This is a genomic window from Amycolatopsis circi, from assembly GCF_003385235.1.
Classification (GTDB): Bacteria; Actinomycetota; Actinomycetes; order Mycobacteriales; family Pseudonocardiaceae; genus Amycolatopsis; species Amycolatopsis circi.
On sequence record NZ_PQIA01000108.1, the window covers coordinates 1 to 20,491 of the forward strand.

At 70.3% G+C, this 20,491-nt stretch carries 18 protein-coding genes, 1 tRNA gene and 1 pseudogene; 4 read left to right on the forward strand and 16 right to left on the reverse strand.

The window, feature by feature from the left end:
- Both D0D37_RS33985 and D0D37_RS33990 read right to left on the reverse strand, forming a co-directional pair.
- On the reverse strand, positions 1–903 hold a 903-nt coding region (locus D0D37_RS33985; RefSeq protein WP_116204687.1), incomplete at its 3' end, for an amidohydrolase family protein.
- Between the two features lie 112 nt (positions 904–1,015).
- The gene (locus tag D0D37_RS33990; protein WP_116204688.1) at positions 1,016–2,257 is read right to left on the reverse strand and encodes a PucR family transcriptional regulator; all 1,242 of its coding nucleotides are present in this window, start codon (positions 2,255–2,257) and stop codon (positions 1,016–1,018) included.
- A 204-nt stretch (positions 2,258–2,461) separates the two neighbouring features.
- Between D0D37_RS33990 and D0D37_RS33995 the strand changes: the two genes are divergently transcribed.
- Complete coding sequence (locus tag D0D37_RS33995; protein WP_162834602.1) at positions 2,462–2,893, forward strand: hypothetical protein; 432 nt, start codon at positions 2,462–2,464, stop codon at positions 2,891–2,893.
- Here D0D37_RS33995 and D0D37_RS34000 read toward each other — a convergent pair.
- The 8 genes and pseudogenes from D0D37_RS34000 to D0D37_RS34030 form a co-directional block, all read right to left on the reverse strand.
- Entirely contained in the window at positions 2,865–3,668 is an 804-nt protein-coding gene (locus D0D37_RS34000) for a SigB/SigF/SigG family RNA polymerase sigma factor (RefSeq protein WP_162834603.1), read from the reverse strand. The genes D0D37_RS33995 and D0D37_RS34000 overlap by 29 nt on opposite strands.
- Positions 3,665–4,132 carry a DUF6292 family protein gene (locus D0D37_RS48670; RefSeq protein WP_341868005.1) on the reverse strand — a complete coding sequence of 156 codons (468 nt, stop codon included), beginning with the start codon at positions 4,130–4,132 and terminating at the stop codon, positions 3,665–3,667. The genes D0D37_RS34000 and D0D37_RS48670 overlap by 4 nt, the downstream gene beginning before the upstream one ends.
- A 61-nt stretch (positions 4,133–4,193) precedes the next feature.
- Positions 4,194–4,316 (reverse strand): annotated as a pseudogene (locus tag D0D37_RS48675) (DUF6292 family protein); the annotation flags it as partial.
- Between the two features lie 30 nt (positions 4,317–4,346).
- On the reverse strand, positions 4,347–4,841 hold the full coding sequence (locus D0D37_RS34010; protein ID WP_116204690.1) for a hypothetical protein: 495 nt from the start codon (positions 4,839–4,841) through the stop codon (positions 4,347–4,349).
- A 183-nt stretch (positions 4,842–5,024) separates the two neighbouring features.
- Positions 5,025–6,476: a CYTH and CHAD domain-containing protein gene (locus tag D0D37_RS34015; RefSeq protein WP_116204691.1), complete on the reverse strand. Its 1,452-nt coding sequence runs from the start codon at positions 6,474–6,476 to the stop codon at positions 5,025–5,027.
- Between the two features lie 19 nt (positions 6,477–6,495).
- Positions 6,496–7,620: an NAD(P)-dependent malic enzyme gene (locus D0D37_RS34020; protein WP_116204692.1), complete on the reverse strand. Its 1,125-nt coding sequence runs from the start codon at positions 7,618–7,620 to the stop codon at positions 6,496–6,498.
- Between the two features lie 160 nt (positions 7,621–7,780).
- Positions 7,781–8,593, reverse strand: coding sequence for a family 1 encapsulin nanocompartment shell protein (locus tag D0D37_RS34025; RefSeq protein ID WP_116204693.1), 813 nt, complete (start codon positions 8,591–8,593; stop codon positions 7,781–7,783).
- Positions 8,590–9,153 carry a hemerythrin domain-containing protein gene (locus D0D37_RS34030; RefSeq protein ID WP_116204694.1) on the reverse strand — a complete coding sequence of 188 codons (564 nt, stop codon included), beginning with the start codon at positions 9,151–9,153 and terminating at the stop codon, positions 8,590–8,592. Before D0D37_RS34030 ends, D0D37_RS34025 begins: the two co-directional genes overlap by 4 nt.
- Before the next feature lie 77 nt (positions 9,154–9,230).
- On the opposite strand from D0D37_RS34030, the gene D0D37_RS34035 reads away from it, so the two are divergent.
- A complete protein-coding gene (locus D0D37_RS34035; RefSeq protein ID WP_116204695.1) occupies positions 9,231–9,848 on the forward strand; it encodes a UdgX family uracil-DNA binding protein in 618 nt (205 codons plus the stop codon).
- 43 nt (positions 9,849–9,891) lie between these two features.
- A complete protein-coding gene (locus D0D37_RS34040; RefSeq protein WP_116204696.1) occupies positions 9,892–11,082 on the forward strand; it encodes a zinc-dependent alcohol dehydrogenase in 1,191 nt (396 codons plus the stop codon).
- 175 nt (positions 11,083–11,257) lie between these two features.
- Here the strand turns inward: D0D37_RS34040 and nrfD are convergent, their stop codons facing one another.
- The 6 genes from nrfD to D0D37_RS34075 form a co-directional block, all read right to left on the reverse strand.
- Positions 11,258–12,193 carry an NrfD/PsrC family molybdoenzyme membrane anchor subunit gene (nrfD, locus tag D0D37_RS34045; protein ID WP_116204697.1) on the reverse strand — a complete coding sequence of 312 codons (936 nt, stop codon included), beginning with the start codon at positions 12,191–12,193 and terminating at the stop codon, positions 11,258–11,260.
- On the reverse strand, positions 12,190–13,023 hold the full coding sequence (locus D0D37_RS34050) for a 4Fe-4S dicluster domain-containing protein (protein ID WP_116204698.1): 834 nt from the start codon (positions 13,021–13,023) through the stop codon (positions 12,190–12,192). The genes nrfD and D0D37_RS34050 overlap by 4 nt, the downstream gene beginning before the upstream one ends.
- Positions 13,016–16,225: a formate dehydrogenase gene (fdh, locus tag D0D37_RS34055; protein WP_162834604.1), complete on the reverse strand. Its 3,210-nt coding sequence runs from the start codon at positions 16,223–16,225 to the stop codon at positions 13,016–13,018. Before fdh ends, D0D37_RS34050 begins: the two co-directional genes overlap by 8 nt.
- A gap of 4 nt (positions 16,226–16,229) precedes the next feature.
- A complete protein-coding gene (gene selB / locus D0D37_RS34065) occupies positions 16,230–17,984 on the reverse strand; it encodes a selenocysteine-specific translation elongation factor (RefSeq protein WP_116204701.1) in 1,755 nt (584 codons plus the stop codon).
- Positions 17,975–19,258 (reverse strand): L-seryl-tRNA(Sec) selenium transferase, encoded by a 1,284-nt coding sequence (gene selA, locus D0D37_RS34070; RefSeq protein ID WP_116204702.1) that lies wholly within the window; start codon positions 19,256–19,258, stop codon positions 17,975–17,977. The genes selB and selA overlap by 10 nt, the downstream gene beginning before the upstream one ends.
- Positions 19,258–19,352 (reverse strand) — tRNA-Sec (locus tag D0D37_RS34075). Before D0D37_RS34075 ends, selA begins: the two co-directional genes overlap by 1 nt.
- A 42-nt stretch (positions 19,353–19,394) precedes the next feature.
- Here D0D37_RS34075 and selD point away from each other — a divergent pair.
- Positions 19,395–20,399: a selenide, water dikinase SelD gene (gene selD / locus D0D37_RS34080; protein ID WP_425266988.1), complete on the forward strand. Its 1,005-nt coding sequence runs from the start codon at positions 19,395–19,397 to the stop codon at positions 20,397–20,399.
- Positions 20,400–20,491 lie beyond the last annotated feature (92 nt).

Here is a 20,491-nt window from a genome sequence, read left to right on the forward strand (position 1 = left end):
GAGCTGTCCCTGCCACGCGTTCCGGGCCCGCCCGCCCATCTCCGCCGGGAGGCTCAGGCGGGACGCGTCCTCGAGCAGGTCCCGGACCACCGTCAGCGTCGGCACGTGCGCGACGCCGCGTTCGGCCATCAGGGCGGCCGTTTCGTCGTCGATCGCGGTGCCGTGTTCCACGCAGCGCACTCCGGCCTCGATCGCGTTGCGCAGTCCGGCGTTGTTGTGCGCGTGCACGGTCACGTAGGTGCCGCGCGCGGCGGCCTCCTCGACCGCGACGCGGATCTCCGCCACGGTGAACTGGGTGTCGGAAAGCTTGTCGTGATAGGAAACCACGCCGCCGGTCACGCACAGCTTCAGGAAGTCCGCGCCTCGGCGGAACGCCTCCCGGACGTTGCGGCGCAGCTGATCCGGGCTGTCCGCAAGGAAAGCCAGCTCCCGCAGTCCGGGAATGCCGTGCGCGGACCACAAGTGCGCCGGTTCCCAGCCGCTGACGAGGTGCCCGTGCCCGCCGGTCTGGCACTGCACCGGCCCGCACTGCAGGATCCGCGGCCCCGGGATCTTCCCCTTCGCCACCGCGCCGGCCAGCCCGCCGTCGATACCGCCGGTGTCCCGCACTGTCGTGAACCCCGCGTCGAGGGTCTGCGCGCAGTTGGCGAACATGTCCGCGGCGATTTCGGCGGCGGGCAGGCCGAAGCCGGTGTCCGCCGCGATGTCGCTGGAAATCCCCAGATGGACGTGGGCGTCGATCAGGCCGGGCACCAGGGTCAGCCCGGTGCAGTCGAGCACCCGCGCCCCGGGCGGCGGGGTCCCGCCGAGCCGCGCGATCCTGCCGTCCTCGACGAGAACTGCTTGCCCGGCAACGGGATCCGCGCCAGTCCCGTCCGCCACCGTCGCGCCCGTCAGCCACATTTCGGCTCCCTTCTCCGGAAAGCACCAGCTTTCCGGGGAAGGCTGCGGCCTGGCCAGTGCCCGGACGTCGGGCATCGGCCGGGCGGCGTGCGACGTTCGTCGCGCGGCCGGGTCAGGACGCGGGCCGGATCCTCGGCAGCTCGCCGCCCCGCGCGGTTTCCGCGCGGTAGCCCTCGGCCAGCCGGCGCATTTTCAGCCCGAGGTGCAGGGTCAGCCGGTCGTCGCCCCGGTTCAGTTCGCAGCCGGTGAGCTGTTCGATCCGCTTCAGCCGGTGATACAGCGTCGCGCGGTGGATGTTCAGCTGCTGCGCGGTGCGCGCGACGTCGCCGGCGTTGTCGAGAAACCTTTCGAGCGTGCTGAGGAATCCGGCGTGCGAAGCGTCCCGTTCGAGCGCGTCGAGCGCGGGGGTGTGCGAAGCGGCGACGAGATCGTCGGCGGGCATCTGCAGCAGCAGCTCGTACGGACCGAGTTCGCCCCACCGCGCGACCGGTCCGAGCGACGGCACGAACCGCGCCGCGCGCGCCGCGAGGAAAGCCTGCCGGTACGAGGCGGCGATCTGCTCCATACCGTCGACGACGCCGCCGACGCCGAACACGAGCTGCCCGCTCTCGCCGGTCAACCGGCCGAAGCGGGCGGTGAGCCGCGCGCAGATGTCGTCCAGCTCGCGGCGAGTCGGCGCTTCCCTCCGGCCGAACAGCAACCACGCCCGGGACTTGTTGGCGGCTAGCGGCGCGCCACCCGAAGCGTCCTCGACCGCCGCCTCAAGTGCTACATGCTGCGGCGCGGCACCCCCGTCCGGACCGGCGTGCTGCACGCCGAGCACCTGAAACCGCGTCGCGCCGTCCGGGAACAGCTGCTCGGCCCGCAGATCTTCGACCGCCTGGGCGCGGATGCCCCGATCGGACGAGACAAGCTCCCACAGGATCGCCTCCTGCCGGGCTTGAGTGCGTTCGTGCACGACGAGCCGCCGGTACAACACCGCGCCCGCTCGGTTCGCGGCGTCCTTGGCCAGCTCCAGCTGCTTCTCGTTCAGTGCCGAAGCGGGGTCGATCAGCCACAGGTACCCGAGCAGCAGCCCGGCGCAGCGCACCGGCGCGCACACTCGCGGCCGCACCCCGGCCACCGGCGTCCGCACCAGCCCCGGCGCCGTCCACTCCGCGATGCCCTGGGCGAGCACCTTGTCCCGGACGTCCGCGTCGACCGACCGGTTCAGCACCGAGGACACCCGGACGCTGTCCTCGTCCCCGAAGTGCCTGCTCGCGGCGAGCAGCCGGATCGAGGGGTCGTCGATCGCCACCGAGCGCTGCAGCCGCTCGGCCAGGTCGTCGACGATCTCCTGCAGGTCGTCAGCCATGGCGGGCACCTTCCCGGGGTTCCGGCGTGCCTCCACTCTCCCCCGGCTCCGCCCGGATTGCGAGCGACAGACGACGCGAAATCCCCCGTTCAGCGCGACAGATGTCGCACGACGCCTGTCGCAAGTCCGCCCGCGAGGTTCCCGGCACCTGTCGGAAGCGCCGGCGCGACCGGCCGCCCGATACTCGGCTCGAACAGCGAAGGAGTGATCCCCCTGGACATCCCCGGATTCATGTCCCCGGCGCACGTCGACCGGATGAACCAGCTTCTCGCGGACTCGGCCGAGGTCCGCGCCGCGGCGGCCGAGCTGGGCGGGACCTACACGATGACCTACCGGCTCGACGGCGCCCCGAACGGAACCGAATACTGGACGACCGTTTTCGGCCCGGCGGGCCTGCGGTTCGAGCTGACCGCCCCGCCGTCGCCGGACGTCCTCGTCCGGGCCGACTGGACCGCGACGATGAGCGCGCTCCACGCGCAGCAGGACGGCCGCGACGCCCAGCCGATCCACGAGGAAACCACCGGCGACGAGACGCTGGTGAAGCGGCTCCACCACGTCCTCGCGCTCGGCAGGCGAGTCGCGACGATCCAGACCCGCCTGCCCGACCTCACCGAGCCGAGCCCGCCGCCTCGGTGAGCTGCTCCCGCAAGGTGCTCAGCGTCCGGGCCAGCAGCCGCGACACCTGCATTTGCGACAGCCCGACCTTCTCGGCGATCTGGCTTTGCGTCATATTCGAGAAAAACCGCATGACAATAATCGCGCGCTCGCGTTCCGGCAGTTCCCGCAAAAGCGGCTTGAGCGTTTCCCGGTCCTCGAGCTTCTCGATTTCGGGATCGCTGTCGCCCAGGGTGTCGGCCAGCGCGATCGAGCCGGTGTCGTCGTGGGCCGGGTAGTCGATCGACGCGGCCTGGTAGGCGTTCCCGGCGTGCAGGGCTTCGGCGACCTCGTCGAGATCGAGGTCGAGGTGGTCGGCGAGTTCGCGCGCGGTCGGCGCGCGGCCGAGGCGCTGGCCCAGTTCCGTGGCGGTCTGGCCGATCCGCAGGTGGAGTTCCTTGAGCCGGCGCGGGACGCGGACCGACCAGGTGTGGTCGCGGAAGTACCGGCGGACCTCGCCCATCACCGTCGGCACGGCGAACGCGACGAAATCCGTCTGCCGCGCGGGGTCGTAGCGGTCGACGGCGTTGATGAGGCCGATCCGCGCCACCTGCAGGAGGTCTTCGGACGGCTGGCCGCGCCGGGCGAACCGCCGCGCGATGTGCTCGGCCAGCGGCAGGTGCTCCTCGATGAGGCGCCGCCGCAGCCGGGAGTGCTCGTCGGTGTCCTCGGCGAGGTGGCTGATCTCCTCGAACAACACCGCGCAGTGCCGGTAGTCGTCTTTGCGCCGGGTGCGGGTCATGGTCGCCGCGGTCATGCAAATCCTCCTGACAGCCGAGGGGAACGTGACTCGTGTAGTGCCATGGGGCGCATCGCGTTGCCGACGCTAATCATCCTTAGTGGACAGTGCCCGGCGTCGCAAGACGAGCGGGCGGCGGAGCAGCGCGCTCGCCCGGGTCGCGAGGCGGCCGGAGCGTCATGGCCGGGTGGTACCCGCCCGGGGACAAGATCAATCGGCCGGCCACTCGAATGGGGGCTCAAGTCACACCGCGAAGACGCAGCAGAGTGGCGAGTTCGGCGGAACCGCCTACGGAACGGTGAGCAAGCGGCGCGAGCTGCCCGGATGCAGTGATCGTCCGCGCGCGATGCGGTGATGAACCCGAGCAGCTCCGCGGGCGGCGGCGTGACGCTGGCGCCGCCGAGACAGCGGAGCACGAGGAGGTCTTCGCCGGAATGCGTTTCGACCGCGATCGCCCATCCGTGGACCTCGTCCCGCAGCAAACGCGAAATCGCGCCCGGGGTAACCCGGCCGGCGGGCGACGAGAGCGACGTACGCCGACAGCGGCGAGCCCGGGTCGACAGTGCAGGATTCGAGGCCGCTCCCGAGCGCTCGCGTGACCTCGTCGAGGTAGCCGCACAGCGCGGCGAGGACGGTGTGCTGATCGCTGGGCGGGACGTGCGGCATCGCGGTCACGGACGCCTTTCCCCGGCGAAATCAGCTTCCGGGCTGCCACCGCCCGCGCAGCGAACGACGGTCGGTGCGGCTGAGCACCCCCGAGCTGTCCCGCGTCCAATGCCCGCCGCGGGAATCGGTGAAGGACAAGCCGGGCACGGCCGCCGCCGAGTACAGATCGTCCACCGGCATGGCGTCCTCGCCGAACGGCAGCGCGCGGACGGCGGTCGCACCGGGCGGGATGATCGCCAGCCGGGTGCGGTGCGGTTCGTCCTGGTCCGGGCGGCTGATCTCCAGCGAGCAGTCGAACACCGGTGCGTCGCCGCTGTTGTGCGCGCACACGACGTAATCCTCTTCACGCTCGTGCCGGGCGCCCTCGTCGAGCCACGCGGAGACCGACTGCGCCTGCTGCTCCTGCCGGACTTCCGCCTGGTCCTTCCGGTTGAGCAGCATGATCCACACATACGAGGCGAACCCCAGCAGCGAGCCCGCGCTCCCGATCGCCGATACCCACGTAGCGGTCAGTTGTGATCCCATTTCCGCACAGGTTCCCCGATCCGGCCGCGCCGAAACCCGGTCCGGCAGAGGTTTAGACCTTCCGGGGGCGGGGTAGCAAGAGCACGGCGCGGAACCGTTCCGCGCACCGGACTTTCGTTGCCGCGGGGACGCCGGTGGTGCTGGGACACCGCCGGCGTTTCTGCTGTCCGCAATGGACGAAGCTCAGGCCTTCAGCCAGGCCGGGCGCTTGCCTTTCCGCAACGTGCGCCACTCCTCGCCGAACCTGCTCCGCAGCATGCTCGCGGCGGCTTCGTCGCGACCGTAGAGGAGACCGAAGGTGAAGGTGTTCTGGTTCTCGCTGAAGCCGTCGATCGCGAAGTGCCGTAACGCCGCGCGGTCGACCACGCTGTCCTGGTGCTTGCCGAGCGTTTGCTGCACCGCCTTGACGTGCTTGCGCCAGGTGCGCAGCTTCTTGCCGAACACCAGCCGGACGGCGTCGGTGGCATAACGGGCTCGCTTGGCCTTCTTCCGGACGTTGTGCAACGCCTGCTCCAACTCGGCGCCGCTGAGCCCCTCTGTCGCCGCGGTAGCCCGGTAAAGCTTGCGTGCCGCCTTGCGGACGGGTTTCCGCAACGCCTTCTTGCCCACGGGTTGCACTGTGTCGAGCAGCGCCGCGATCGACTGCAACAGCGTCACGTATCGGGTGCTGGACAAGGCTTCCGTCGCGCGAGCCAGCTCTGTCTGCGAAGTGCGGGCGAAGTCTCGCGTCAGGTATTGCCGCAGCGGCCCGAAAATCAGCTCCGCCGGGACCTCGTCGAGACAAGCTTCGAGGCGAGCTTGGCTGACTTCGACGTCACGCGCGGGGGCGAGTTCGGCTCCCAGCCACTTCAGCTCCGCCGCGATCGACTCGGCTTTTTTCTTGCCCGCCAAGGTTTTGAAGGTCTGGAGCGTGCTCCGCAGCTTCCGCGCCGCCACCCGGAACTGGTGCACCGAATCGTCCGCCCCGACGCGAAAGCCCAAGTCAGCGCGACGCAACCGCTCGAATTGTTCGCTCAGATACGCCGGCAACACCTCGCGCGAACCACGCTTCTCTTCGGTCCCCGAACCGATCAACCGCTGCAGTTTCGACGGCCACCAGGCGTTCTCGGCCCCGCGCTTCCGCAAACTCCGGTCCAGCCGGTCAAGCAGCTCCGGCTTTGACTCCGGCGCGAACTCGACGTCCAGCTCCCGCCAGCGATCCAGCCGAACCTCGCGTCCCCCAAGGACTTCAGCGGTGACGTGGTCGTCCGCCAGCGTCGCCAGCGTGCGGCCGGACGCGTCGGTAAAGCGGTGAGTGAACCGGTCAGTCCGCACCTGCGCGACCGCCCGGAGCTTCCGGTCCAGCGTGAACGCGCGCACCAGCGTCGCGATCGGAGCGGGCACCTTCGGGCTCTCCTCGAGCGGAAATCGCAGCTCCTGGCCGGTGTCGAGCGGCAGTCTCAGGCACCACCCGGTGTCGTTGCTTCTTCGCAGCGTGATCCCGGCTCTGGCCAACCGGAAATCCTTGGTGTCGTAATAATCGGTCGCCAACGTCTGCTCCGCGGGCGCCTCCTGGGCAATCCCCTTGCCCGCCAGCTGCGGCACCCGGGCCTTCAAGCTCAGCTCGTACTTGCGTGCGGACTCGACGCTTTTCATTCCCAGCTCCTGATTCGGTTCAGTCGTTTTCGGCCGCGCCGGCGACGCCCTCGGCGATCGCGGGCACCAAGCCCTCGTCGAAGACGCTGGGCACGAGGTGCTCGAGGTCGAGGTCGTCGCCGACCGTCGCGGCCAGCGCGTGCGAGGCGGCGAGCAGCATCCGCGCGGTCACCCTCTGCGCGCCGGAGTCGAGCAGCCCGCGGAACATCCCCGGGAACACGAGGACGTTGTTGATCTGGTTGGGCAGGTCGCTGCGGCCGGTGGCGACGATCTCCGCGTGCTCGTGCGCGACGTCCGGGTCGACCTCCGGGTCCGGATTGGCCAGCGCGAACACGATCGCCCGGTCGGCCATCCGCGCGAGGTCGTCGCCCTTGAGCAGGCCGCCGACGCTCACGCCGATGAAGACGTCCGCGTCGTGCAGCGCGTCTTGGAGGCTCCCCCGGACCGCGTCGCCGCGGTTGGTGTTCTCCGCGAGCCACTGTTTCTCGCCGGTCAAGTCGCGTTCGCCGTGCAGCGCGCCCTTGCTGTCGCAGACCACGATCCGCTCCGCGCTGAAGTCCGCTTTCAACAGCAGCCGGGCGATCGCGGACCCGGCCGCCCCGGCACCGGAGATCACCACCGACGTGTCCCCCGGCGTGCGATCGGTCAGTTTCAGCGCGTTGTCCAACGCGGCCAGCACGGCTACCGCGGTCCCGTGCTGGTCGTCGTGGAAAACGGGGATGTCCAGCTCGTCGTGCAGCTGCCGCTCCACGGTGAAGCACCGCGGCGCGGCGATGTCCTCCAGGTTGATCGCGCCGAAGGACGTCGCCAGGTCCTTGGCGGTGCGCACCAGGTCTTCCGGCTCGCGGCTGACCGGGCAGATCGGCCAGGCGTCGACGTCGGCGAACCGCTTGAGCAGCGCCGCTTTGCCCTCCATCACCGGCAGTGCGGCGGCCGGACCCTGGTCGCCGAGACCGAGCAGCGCGGAACCGTCGGAAACGATCGCGACGGAATTGCTGCGCACGGTCTCCCGCGCGAGCACCGACGGGTCTTCCGCGACGCGCTTGGCCAGCTCGGCGACGCCGGGCGTGTAGTGCTCGGCGAGGTCGTCGGCGTCGTCGAGCCGCACTCGGGTGGTGACTTGGATCTTTCCGCGACTGCTCATGGCACCCGGATACCCGGCCGCGCCGCAGGGGAACCGTGCTCAGCCGAGCCCAAGCACTGCGCCCGGCGCCTCCCGTAGGCAAGGCAGATGTCCGTGAGGGGAACCCTGAGGGACTCTGAGTCCCTCAGGGTTCCCCTCACGGACGTTTCGCCCGGCGCGCTTAGTCGAGGACGAGTGCCGCGTCCGGTTCGGTTACGCGGAAGCTGAAGCTCTCCTCCAGGTACAGGGTGAGCGTCTCGGCGTCGTGGTGGCGGTAGCCCACCGAAAGATCCTGGCCGAGTTCCAGGACGAAATCTCCGCCGGACAGGCTCAACACGACCGCGCCGGTCAGCCCGGGCGTCCGCTTCACCCGGCCGCCGCCCAGCGCCCGGCGAAGGTGGTCGAGCACCAGCAGGCCGCCGTGTTCGGTGCTCTCCACGATGGAGGTGTAGCCCTCGGGATTGATCGCTAGCGCATAAGGACCTTCAATCCCCTTGCACCGCAACGTGTTCACCGCGTTGGCCACCACATGCGGATACCGTTCCGGATCGGCCCCCAGCGTGCCGTGGTCGTACGGGCTCGCCTCGACGATCCCGGTGATCCCGGCTTCCGGCCAGCCGTGGAACACCGCGCGGTTCTCCAGCAGGCCCACCTGAGCCGCGGCCTGGTCGAGGTCGTCGAACTCCAGGTCGTCCGCACCGCGTTCGGCGTCTTCGAGTTCCTTGCGCTCCACGGTGAACGGCACGCGCACCTCGACCAGCGGCAACACCCGGCGCTGCTGTGCGAGGGTTTCGCGCTCCCGGGCGGTCTCCGGCGGGTCGACGCGCCGGGTCCGGCCGAGCGAGGTGGCCGAGTGCGTCCAGCCGTGCGGGCCTTCGACGTCGACCATCTTGCGGGCCGCGAGGTGCGTCGCCAGCCGTTCCCGCGCCTCGTCGTCGATCTGCTTCCAGCCCTCGGCCGGGATCGGCGCGAGTTCGCGCATCAGGTGGTTCATCGTGCTCCCTTCAGGCCGCCGATGCCCAGCGAACCGTCGTCCGCCGGGTTCTTCCCGGCTTTCCGCTCCTGCTCCTCGACGTAGCGCTCCGGATCGACGTCCCCGGTGTCGATGCCCTTGCCGCCCTCGTGCTCGGCCTTGAACGCGAGGAATTTCCGGCCGAGTTCCTCGCGCAGGCCCGGATCGGCGTGCTTGCGGAAGTCGGCGAGCGCGTCGTCCTCCTCCTCGGCCATGTGCTCGCTGTTGGCGGTGCGGGCCTGCCGGACCGCCGCGTGCCAGGCCGCGCTGCCCGCCGGGTGCCGCCGGGTTTCGGCGACCGCGTCGCGGATGTCGTTGTGGTCGCCGACCGCGTCGAGGGTCTCGTCCTCGGCGTCGGCTCCGCGCTGGATCAGCTCGGGGTAGAAGACCGCCTCTTCGGCGGCCGCGTGCAGGTCCAGCAGGTCGGCGAGCGGCTCCCACGCCCGCGCCAGCTCTTCCGGGCCGTCGAGGTCGTCCAGTTCCGCGAACGCCCGCCGGAACCGCTCGTGATCGTCGAGGATCAGGCTGGTGATGTCGCTCATGGCCCCCGACGTTAGCTCCCCCGGCGGCGTCGCGCTCGTCGTGTTTGCGCGAGGCTCGTTGCGGGTAAAGGCTTCCGATGGTCTCGCGTCAGGAACCGGGAGCCGAGCCGCCGGACACCACCAGCCTCGGCAAACTCCGGCAAGCAGCCCGCGACTGCCGCGGCTGCGGTCTGTACCGCGACGCCACGGCCACGGTTTTCGGCGTCGGAGCCAAGCGCGCGGAGATCTTCGCCCTCGGCGAGCAGCCCGGCGACCAGGAGGACCGGCGCGGCGAGCCGTTCGTCGGCCCCGCCGGGCGGCTGTTCGACCGCGCGCTCGGCGACGCGGGTCTGGAACGCGATTCCCTGTACGTGACCAACGCGGTCAAGCACTTCAAGTTCAAGCTCCGCGGCAAACGCCGGATCCACGAGAAGCCGGCGCGGTCCGAGGTCGTCGCGTGCCGGCCGTGGCTGGTGGCCGAACTCCGGGCTGTTCAGCCGCGCCTTGTGCTGTTGCTGGGCGCGACGGCGGCGCAATCGGTGTACGGCAGCAGTTTCCGGCTCACCCAGCATCGCGGCGAACAACTGGATCCGCCGGAAGAGTTCGCCGACATGTTCGCCTCGGCGGTCGCCACCGTGCATCCCTCCGCGGTGCTGCGCGCCCCTGACCGCGACAGCGCGTACGACGAGTTCGTCGCCGACCTTCGCGGCCTCTGACCAGCGGACGTTTGCCGGTTCCGGCACCGGGAATCCGGCTGCCATGAAAGCAGTGACCTGGCACGGCAAGCGGGACGTGCGAGTCGACGACGTCCCGGACCCGAAGATCGAGGAGCCGACCGACGCCGTCGTGCGGGTGACCTCGACCGGCATCTGCGGTTCGGACCTGCACCTGTACGAGGTCCTCGGCCCGTTCATGACCGAGGGCGACATCCTCGGCCACGAGCCGATGGGGATCGTCGAGGAAGTGGGCAGCGGCGTGAGTTCGCTGAAACCCGGCGACCGCGTGGTGGTGCCGTTCAACATCTCGTGCGGGCACTGCTGGATGTGCGAACGCGGCCTGCAGTCGCAGTGCGAAACCACCCAGGTCAAGGACCAGGACAAGGGCGCGGCGCTGTTCGGCTACACGAAGCTCTACGGCCAGGTCCCGGGCGGGCAGGCCGAGTACCTCCGCGTCCCGCAAGCGCAGTACGGGCCGATCAAGGTGCCCGACGGCCCGCCGGACGAACGGTTCGTCTACCTGTCCGACGTGGTCCCGACGGCGTGGCAGGCCGTGCAGTACGCGGACATTCCCGACGGCGGTTCCGTCGTGGTCTTCGGGCTCGGCCCGATCGGCCAGATGTGCGCCCGGGTCGCGCAGCACCTGGGCGCGGGCGAGGTGATCGGCGTCGACCTCGTGCCCGAACGGCTGGCGCGGACCCGCGCGCACGGCGCGACGACGCTGGATCTGCGCGACCACCGGCGGATCGGCGACGCGATCCGCGACCTCACCGGAGGCCGCGGCGCGGACTCGGTGATCGACGCGGTCGGGATGGAAGCACACGGCGCGCCGATCGGGAAACTCGCGCACAACCTGGTCGCGCTGCTGCCGCAGCAGCTGGGCGCGAAGGTGACCGAGAAGGCCGGGATCGACCGGCTGAGCGTGCTGTACGCGGCCATCGACAGCGTCCGGCGCGGCGGCACGATCTCGCTGTCCGGGGTGTACGGCGGGATGGCCGACCCGATCCCGATGATGGAAGTCTTCGACAAGCAGATCCGGCTGCACACCGGGCAGGCGAACGTCCGCCGGTGGATCGACGACGTCCTGCCGGTCCTCACCGCGGACGGCGACCCCCTTGGCGTCGAGGGCTTCGCGACGCACAAACTCCCGCTGGCCGACGCGCCGCGGGCGTACGACATGTTCCAGAAGAAGCTCCATGGCGCGCAGAAGATCCTGCTGGAACCAGCGGCATGAGGGCTTCGCTGAAGACGCTGATCCACCTGCTGAGGATGGCCGAGGTCGGGCTGCCGATCATGGCCGTCACGATCGACACGTAAACCCCGAAGCGGCGTGCACAACCCGGACGCCAGATACGCCGCTTCCGCCCCAGGAACGGCGAAGAACTGTGCCGGTGCGTGCGGGCCGCGAGTTAACGACCCTCCCGCTCCTCGGCACGCCGCGCAAGCCGCTCCCGCTGCGGAACCACCACATACTTCGGGTCCTTTGTGGACTCAACACCGGCCGCATAAACCCCGAAGCGCGTGCACAGCCCCGACGCCAGATACGCTGCCCCCGCAACAACTCCCGCCGCACGGTTCTTCCGCGCAGCCAGAGATAACGTCGCGCCCGCCGCGGTAAGCACCTTCGCCGCCTTCAACAACCGCCCAGCCCGGCCAGTCCGATACGGCTCCGAAGCCAACCCCAGACCGGTCTCCAGGTGGTGCTCGGCAGCCAACTCCGCCACCGCCCCGGCGAGCCCAGCCCGCACGACCGGCCCGTTCTCCTTCCGCGGCACCGAAATCAGCGCGACCCCAGCCCCGCTGGTCAGCGCGCTGCCGGCGAACAGCACCGGCAGCGTCCCGTGCGCCTCGTGCCAGGACGGAGTCGCCGTGTCGGCGAGCAGCACCGCGGTGTACGTGCACATCGCCGGACCCAGCACGCCCGCCCCGACCCCAGCCAACCGGCCCAGCCGGGGAAAACGTCCGGTCACCGCCGTAAAAGCCGACGCCGCAGCAAGACCGGAGAACGGCGACAGGATCCACGACCCCACCGAAAGCGGCGAAGTCGGCTTGAGCACGCGCAGCATGTTCAGGAACCGCGTCGGCTTGCCGAGGTCGTGGATCAGCGCGACGACACTGGCGATCGACCCGCCCGAAGCAGCCAGCCGACCGACCTTGGCCAACTCGGGGCGTCCAGTCGCATCCGCGAGCGCGGCCAGCGACGCCGACGCACCGGCCGCACCGCCGAGGAACAGGTACAGCGGCACGTCCGGCTGCTTCCAGGCAGGTTCCTTGAGGATCGGCCTGCCGTAGTAGGAGCGGAATTCGGCGGGTTCGACCATCGCCCGTTCGCGGCGGGGGCTCATCGGCGCCGTCCCAGGAACGACACGACCAGCGCCGCGGCGACCCCGGCGGCGGTCGTCGCGGCGCGCTTCCACATCTGCGGCAAATCGCGCGTCGTCACGACCGGGTCCGGCGGGAAGCCGTAGACCTCGGGTTCGTCCAGCAGCAGGAAGAACGCGCCGTCGCCGCCGACCCCGTCGTCGGGATCGTGCCCGTAGAGCCGCGCCTCCGGCACGCCGTCCTCGTGCAGCGTCGACACTCGTGCGGCGGCGCGTTCGCGGAGTTCGTCCAGCTCGCCGAACTGGATGGAGTCGGTCGGGCAAGCCTTGGCGCACGCGGGTTCCATCCCGGCGCCGAGCCGGTCGTAGCAAAGGGTGCATTTGAACGCGCGGCCGTCGCTCTCGCGTTTCTCGATGACCCCGTACGGACACGCCGGAACGCAGTAGCCGCAACCGTTGCAGATGTCCTGCTGCACCACGACCGTGTCGAATTCGGTGCGGAACAGCGCGCCGGTCGGACAGACGTCGAGGCAGGCCGCGTGCGTGCAGTGCTTGCAGACGTCGCTGGACATCAGCCAGCGCACGCCCGGCTCTTCCGGATGCTGCTCCGGTGCCCCGACCGTCGGCATCCCGAGGTCCACCGCGGGCTTTTCCTGTTCGATGAACGCCACGTGCCGCCAGGTGTTCGAGCCGAGGTCGCCGGTGTTGTCGTACGACAGCCCGAGCAGGTCCTGCCCGCCCGCCTCCGGGACGTCGTTCCACTCCTTGCACGCGACCTCGCACGCCTTGCACCCGATGCACACCGACGTGTCGGTGAAGAAGCCCATCCGGGGCTGGGCGCCGTATTCAGCCATTGGCTCGCCTCCGGTACTCCGCCACGAAGTCCAGCAGCGCCGGCCCGCGCGGCCGCCGTCCGGGACGGATGTCGCAGGTGGCCGCTTTGGCCTCCTGGATGTGCACGTTCGGGTCCAGCACGATCGACAGCAGGTCGTTGGCCGCGTCGCCGCGGGACAGGCCGTTCGGTCCCCAGTGATACGGCAGCCCGACCTGGTGGACGGTGCGGCCGCGCACCTTGAGCGGCTTGACGCGGTCGGTGACGAGCACGCGGGCCTCGATCGCCGTCCGCGACGACACGATGGTGGCCCAGCCGAGGTGCACCAGCCCGCGCTCGGCCGCCAGCGCGGGCGAGATCTCGCAGAAGAACTCCGGCTGCAGTTCGGACAGGTACGGCAGCGTCCGGCTCATCCCTCCCGCCGTGTGGTGCTCGGTGAGCCGGTAGGTGGTGAACACGTACGGGAAGACCTCGCTGCGCGCCGGGTTGTACTGGTTCACCGGGCTGTCCAGCGTCTGCCGCACCGGCGAGGACTGCTGGCTGTACAGCGCGTTGCCGACCGGGCTTTCGAACGGCTCGTAGTGCGTGGGCAGCGGACCGTCGGCCAGTCCGGCGGGGACGTACAGCCAGGCTTTGCCGTCGGTCTGCATGATGAACGGATCGCGGCCGCTCAGCGCGTCCTGTGCCCGTGCTCCGTCCGGCGGCTGGTAATCGGGTGCCTTGGTGGCTTCGAAGTCCGGGACGTCGGGGCCGGTCCACTTGGACTCCGAAGCGTCCCAGTAGATCAGCTTTTTGCGTTCGCTCCACGGCTTCCCGTCCGGGTCCGCCGAGGCGCGGTTGTACAAGATCCGCCGGTTGGCAGGCCACGCCCACGCCCAGCCGTTCGCGACCCAGTCCTGTTCGGAGCCCGGCTGCCGGTTCGCGGCGTGGTTGTGGCCGTCGGCGCGGACGCCGCAGTAGATCCAGCAGCCGCACGACGTCGAGCCGTCGTCCTTGAGCTGTGTGTAGGACGAGAGCGGGCCTTCCGGGCCGTGGCCGTTGATCTCCGCGAGGACCGACTCCGCGCTCGGATCGCCGGTCGGGCCCTCGGTCGGATAGCTCCACGCGAGGTCACGGAGCGGGGCGTCGCGCGCGTCGCCGACGCGCTCTCGGATGAGCCGGCCCAGATGGTAGTAGAACCACAGGTCGCTGCGGGCGTCGCCGGGCGGTTCGACCGCTTTGTGGTGCCATTGCAGCAGGCGCTGCGTGTTGGTGAAGCTGCCGTCCTTTTCGGTGTGCGCGGCGGCGGGCAGGAAGAAGACCTCGGTGCCGATCTCCTCGGATTTCAGCTCGCCGGTCTCGATCTCCGGGCCGTTCTTCCAGAACGTCGCGCTTTCGATCAGCTGCAGGTCGCGGACCACCAGCCAGTCGAGATTGGCCAGGCCCAGCCGCTGGAACTTCCCGTTCGCCGAGCCGACCGCCGGGTTCTCGCCGACCAGGAAGTAGCCCTTGCACTCCCCCGCGATTTGCTTCTGGACGGTCGCGTACGTCCCGTGGTCACCGGTCAGCCGCGGCAGGTAGTCGAAGCGGAAGTCGTTGTGCGGCTGCGCGCTGTCGCCCCAGTACGCCTTGAGCAGGCTCACGGTGTAGGAACGCATGTTGCCCCAGAAACCGGTCTTGCCCGCGTCGGCTTCGACGAAACTGTCGAGGTCGAGGTGCTGGTGCGCGTGCGGCATCGGGATGTAGCCGGGCAGCAGGTTGAACAGCGTCGGGATGTCGGTCGAGCCCTGGATGCTGGCGTGCCCGCGCAACGCGAGGATGCCGCCGCCCGGACGGCCGATGTTGCCCAGCAGCGTCTGCAGGATCGAGGCCGTGCGGACGTACTGCGCGCCGACCGTGTGGTGCGTCCAGCCGACCGAATACACCCAGGCCGTGGTGCGGTCGCGGCCGGAGTTCGCGGTGATCGCCTCGGCGATTTCGGTGAACTGCTCGACCGGCAGGCCGCAGATGTCCGCGACTGCCTCGGGGGTGTAGCGCGAGAAATGCCGTTTGAGGACTTGGAACACGCACCTCGGATGCTGCAGCGTCTCGTCGGTCTTGGGCTTCGTTTCGATCGCCGCGCCGCCGCTGCCGTAGGACTCGGCGCGCGCGGAACTCTGGTGTTTCTCGCCGCCGTGGTGGCCGCCCGGCTGATCCGGGTCGCGAGCGCCGGCCGCCGGGCTCGCCTCAGCGTCCTCGTACGCCCAGGTCGAGTTGTCGTACTGGCGATTCTCCGCGTCGAAGCCGGAGAACAGGCCGTCGAGGTCCTCGGTGTCGGCGAACTCCTCGGTCAGGATCGCGGCGGCGTTCGTGTAGGCCACGACGTATTCGCGGAAGTCCAGGTCGTTCTGCAGGACGTAGTTGATCAGCCCGCCGAGGAACGCGATGTCCGAGCCCGCCCGCACCGACGCGTGGACGTGCGCGACCGCGCTCGTGCGGGTGAACCGCGGGTCGACGTGGATGATCTTCGCGCCGCGGGCCTTCGCCTCCATCACCCACTGGAACCCGACCGGATGGCATTCGGCCATGTTGGAACCCTGGATGACGATGCAGTCGGCGTTGGCGAGGTCTTGCTGGAACGTCGTGGCGCCTCCACGACCGAAGGAGGTCCCCAGACCGGGAACCGTGGCGGAGTGTCAAATACGGGCCTGATTTTCGATCTGTATCGCGCCGAGCGCGGTGTACAGCTTCTTCATCAGGTAGTTCTCTTCGTTGTCCAGCGTCGCGCCGCCGAGGCTCGCGAAACCGAGCGTGCGGTTGAGCTTGCGGCCCTGGTCGTCGGCGTCCTGCCACGTTTCGGCGCGCGTCTTGAGCACGCGGTCGGCGATCATGTCCATCGCCTGGTCGAGGGACAACCGCTCCCACTCGGTGCCGTACGGGCGGCGGTAGAGGACTTCGGTGACGCGGCTCGGGCTGGTCACGAGCTGTTTGCTGGCGGAGCCCTTCGGGCACAGCCTGCCCCGGGAGATCGGCGAATCCGGGTCGCCCTCGATCTGGGTGACCGCGCCGTCCTTGACGTATACCTTCTGCCCGCAGCCGACCGCGCAATACGGACAGATCGACCGGACTACCTGGTCGGCGTCCTCGGTGCGGGCGTGCCAGTTTTCCGAACCGCGGGATTTCGCCGCCGAGGCGCGCGCAGTGCGGTCGGGACCGGCCAGCTGCCGGTACACCGGCCAGCCTTCGATCCACTGCCGCATGCCCACGCTGTCACGGTAATCCGTTCTCCGGGCGCTCGCAGCACGTCCGGCGGGTCCCGTCGCCGAGCGGTTCGGTCAGCCCGGCGGCATCGAGGTGCTCCAGCAGTGGGATCATCACCCGGCGGGTGCTTTCCAGTGCCTGCCGCGCCCGCGACACGGTGAACGGCTCGCCGAGCGCGGCCAGCACTTCCACCGCGCGCTGCGGCGCGTCCGGGCCCAGGACGACGCCGTCGGCGATCGCCCGCAACCGGCCTACGCGGACGGCGGCAGCCAATTCCCGTTTGCCCAGACCGAGTTTCCGCAGTTCGTCTGCTTCCGGTGCGCGGAACGGGTGCTCGGCGAAGCGCGCTTCGAGGACGTCGATGGCGCTGGCCACCTCGGCGGTCAGGCCCGCGCCAGGTTTGCGGACGAGCCCGTCCTTGAGGACCAACCCGTCGCTGAGGACTGCCGGGACGAGTTCCGCGTCCGGCAGGTCGAGCCGCTGCCGGAACGCCTCGACCGGAATGCCCGCTGCCAGCGGATGCTCGCGAGTCCAGGTCGCGACCACTTGCGGGACCTCCGCTCGCAACCGGCCGAGGTGGGCCGGGTCGGCGTGCCAGCCGCCGAGCCGCTCGCCCGCCTCCGGCAGTCCCAGCGCGCGGAAGTCCTCGTGGCGCACGAAACCCTCGCGGCGGAGGTAATCCCAGCCTGGTTCCAGCGCGGCCAGCTCTTCACCCCGGGCTCGCGCGGCTCCACGGTGCCCTAGCGACGGCGGCCGGACGTCCACCACGTCGAACCCCGCCGGGATCCGGTGCTCCCCTGGGTCGCGCAGCAGCCCTCGGTCGCCTACCCGGAGCGGCAAGGGATGCGCGAGCAGCAGCCGCGCGGTGTCCGGCCCGAGTGGACGGACCCGGGTCGGCACCGCCGCGGAGCCGAAGTGCAGCACGAGATTCCGGTGCAGTTCGCCGGACGATGCACCACGCAGCCGGACATCGACTTCTGTTGCCGGGCGCCACGCTCCCGGGGTCAGCAGAACGTCTCCCCGGCCGACGGAATCCTTGGGCACGCCGCGCAAATTCACCGCGACCCGTGCCACCGCGGACACCCTTTCGCGCGGTTCGCCGAGTGCCTGCAGGCCGCGGATCTGCACCCGGTTCGCGCCGAGCGTCAACTCGTCGCCGACCTGCAGGGTTCCGCCGCCGAGGGTTCCGGTGACGACTGTGCCCGCGCCTTTGATCGTGAAGGCGCGGTCGATCCAGAGCCGGACGTCCGCGTCCAGATCCGGCGGCGGCAACCTGCTGGCGAGCTTGGCCAGCTGGGCACTCAGTTCTTCGACCCCTTCGCCGGTCGTGCCGCTGACGCTGACCGCGGGCACCTCGCCGAGCGCCGTCGCCGCGATCTCATCGAGCGCCGCCGCTGTCGCTGGGCCCGGGTCGGCTCGGTCAGATTTGGTGATCGCCAGGAGGCCGTTCCGGACACCGAACGCGTCCAGTGCCGCCAGATGTTCCGCCGATTGCGGCATCCACCCCTCGTCCGCCGCCACGACGAACAGCGCGGCCGGGACGGGGCCGACTCCCGCCAGCATGTTGGGCACGAACCGCTGATGCCCGGGAACATCGACGAAGGCGAGTTCCTCGCCGCCCAGCCGGGTCCAGGCGAAGCCGAGGTCGAGGGTCAGGCCGCGCCGGCGTTCCTCGGCCCACCGGTCCGGTTCCATGCCGGTGAGCCGGCGGATGAGGGTGGATTTCCCGTGGTCGACGTGTCCGGCGGTGGCGATCACCCGCATCGGCGGACCGCTTCCCGCACCCTCGCGTCGTCCGCCGGGGAAATCGTCCGGAGGTCGAGCAAGCACCGGTCCCGCACGATCCGGCCGACGACGGCTGGCTCGCCCAGCCGCAACGTCTCCGCATACCGAGCGGGCAACGCGACCGCCGCACTGGGCAACTCGACTCCCGGCGCTCCACCGCCGCCGACGACCGCGATCGAGTCCACCGCTTCGGCGTCCACCCCTGCCGAACGCAGCGACTGAGCCAGCGCTTCGGCACGCTGGTGGAGCCCCCCTGCGAGAAGTGCCGCCCGCACCGGTGGTTCCGGCCCGCGGAGAGTGGCTTCGAGCGCGGCGAGGGTCAGCTTGTCGACCCGCAGCGCGCGAGCCGCCGGATGCCTCCGGAGCCGTTGCACCAGGTCGGCATCCCCGAAGAGCAAGCCCGCCTGCGGACCGCCGAGGAGCTTGTCGCCGCTCGCGGTGACAACGTTCGCGCCGTCAGCCAGCGCGGTCGTGACGTCCGGTTCGTCCGGCAGCAGCGGATGCGGCGCGAGCAGCCCGGACCCCACGTCGGAGACCACCGGCACGCCGAGCCCGGCCAGCTCGGCGACGCGCGCTTCCGACGTGAACCCGGTGACCTGGTAGTTCGAGGGATGGATCTTGAGCACGAATCCGGTGTCCGGACCGATGGCCGCCGCGTAATCGGCCGCCGAAGTCCGGTTGGTGGTGCCGACTTCGCGCAGCCGGGCTCCGGTCGACGCGAGGAGATCCGGGATGCGGAACCCGCCGCCGATCTCGACCAGTTCGCCGCGGCTGACCACGATTTCCTTACCCGGAGCCAAGGTCAGCGCGCATAACAGCAATGCCGCCGCGTTGTTGTTGACCACGTGCACCGCCTCCGCGCTCGGCACCGCCTCGGCCAGCGCCGCCAGAGTGCCGCGGCCGCGTTTCGCCCGCTCTCCGGTTTCGAGCGCGAACTCGACGTCGGTCGAACCGCCCGCCGCGACGATCGCGTCCAGCGCGGCGGCCGACAGCGGCGCGCGCCCGAGGTTGGTGTGCACGAGGACGCCGGTCGCGTTGAGCACCGGCCGCAGCGACGACACCGTCGCGGGCAGCCGGGCCACCACGTCCGCGACGACCTCGCCGGGCTCGATCTCGCCCGCCCGCGCCCGCTGCTGCGCCGCCGCGACCAGGGATTTCACCAGGTCGTGGCCGAGCGTCTCGGCGGCTTTCGCGATCCTCGGCTCGCCGAGCACGGCGTCGGTGCGCGGGATCGCCCTCCGCGGGTCACCCATGGCGGAGGCGGACGGGAATCGAACCCGCCAGCGGCAGGACCTGCCGCTCAACGGTGTTGAAGACCGCGCCGGTCACCAGGCCGGATACGCCTCCCTGGGGCATTCCGCCATCCTGCCAAGACCGCCGCGCCCCCGCATCATGAACAGCATGAGCGTCCGGCTGACCCAGTACGCCCACGGCGGCGGCTGCGCGTGCAAAATCCCGCCCGGAGAGCTGGAAGCGATCGTGCGCGGCCTGTCCGACGCCGCACCTTCAGATCCGCCCGGCGAGTTGCTGGTCGGCCTCGACGACGGCGACGACGCGGCGGCCGTCCGCATCGCCGGGAACGTCGCGCTGATCGTGACGACGGACTTTTTCACCCCGGTCGTCGACGACCCGTACGACTGGGGCCGGATCGCCGCCGCGAACGCGCTGTCCGACGTCTACGCGATGGGCGGCGTCCCGGTCGTCGCGGTCAATCTCCTCGGCTGGCCTCGGGAGGTGCTGCCGTTCGAGCTGGCCGCCGAGGTGCTGCGCGGCGGCCTGGACGTCTGCGCGAAGGCTGGATGTCATCTGTCCGGCGGGCACAGCGTCGACGACCCGGAGCCCAAGTACGGCCTCGCAGTCACCGGCACCGCGGACCCGGATCGGTTGCTGCGCAACGATTCGGGCAAGCCGGGCGTCCCGCTGACGCTGACCAAGCCGTTGGGGATCGGCGTGCTGAACTCGCGGCACAAGGCCACCGGCGAACGCTCCGAGGAGGCGATCGCCGCGATGACCACGCTCAACCGCGCCGCGTCGGTTGCCGCGCTGGAGGCTGGTGCGGTGTGCGCGACGGACGTCACCGGCTTCGGTTTGCTCGGCCACCTGCACAAACTGGCCAGGGCGAGCGGCGTCACCGCGCGGCTGGACCCGACGGCTGTTCCCTATTTGGACGGTGCCCGGGAAGCGCTGCGCGACGGCTACGTCAGCGGCGGGACCCGCCGCAACCTCGACTGGGTCCGCCCGCATGCCGACCTGTCGCGGATCTCCGAGGACGAGGCCCTGCTGCTGGCGGACGCACAGACCTCCGGCGGCCTGCTGGTGGCCGGAGAGCTGCCGGGCTACCCGGTGATCGGCGAACTGGTCTCCCGCACCGACCACACCATCGTCGTCGCCTGAGGTCCGTGAAGGGAACCCTGAGGGACTCTGAGTCCCTCAGGGTTCCCCTCACGACCTGCCGCGACCCGGGCGAGTCATCGCGGATTGGCCGG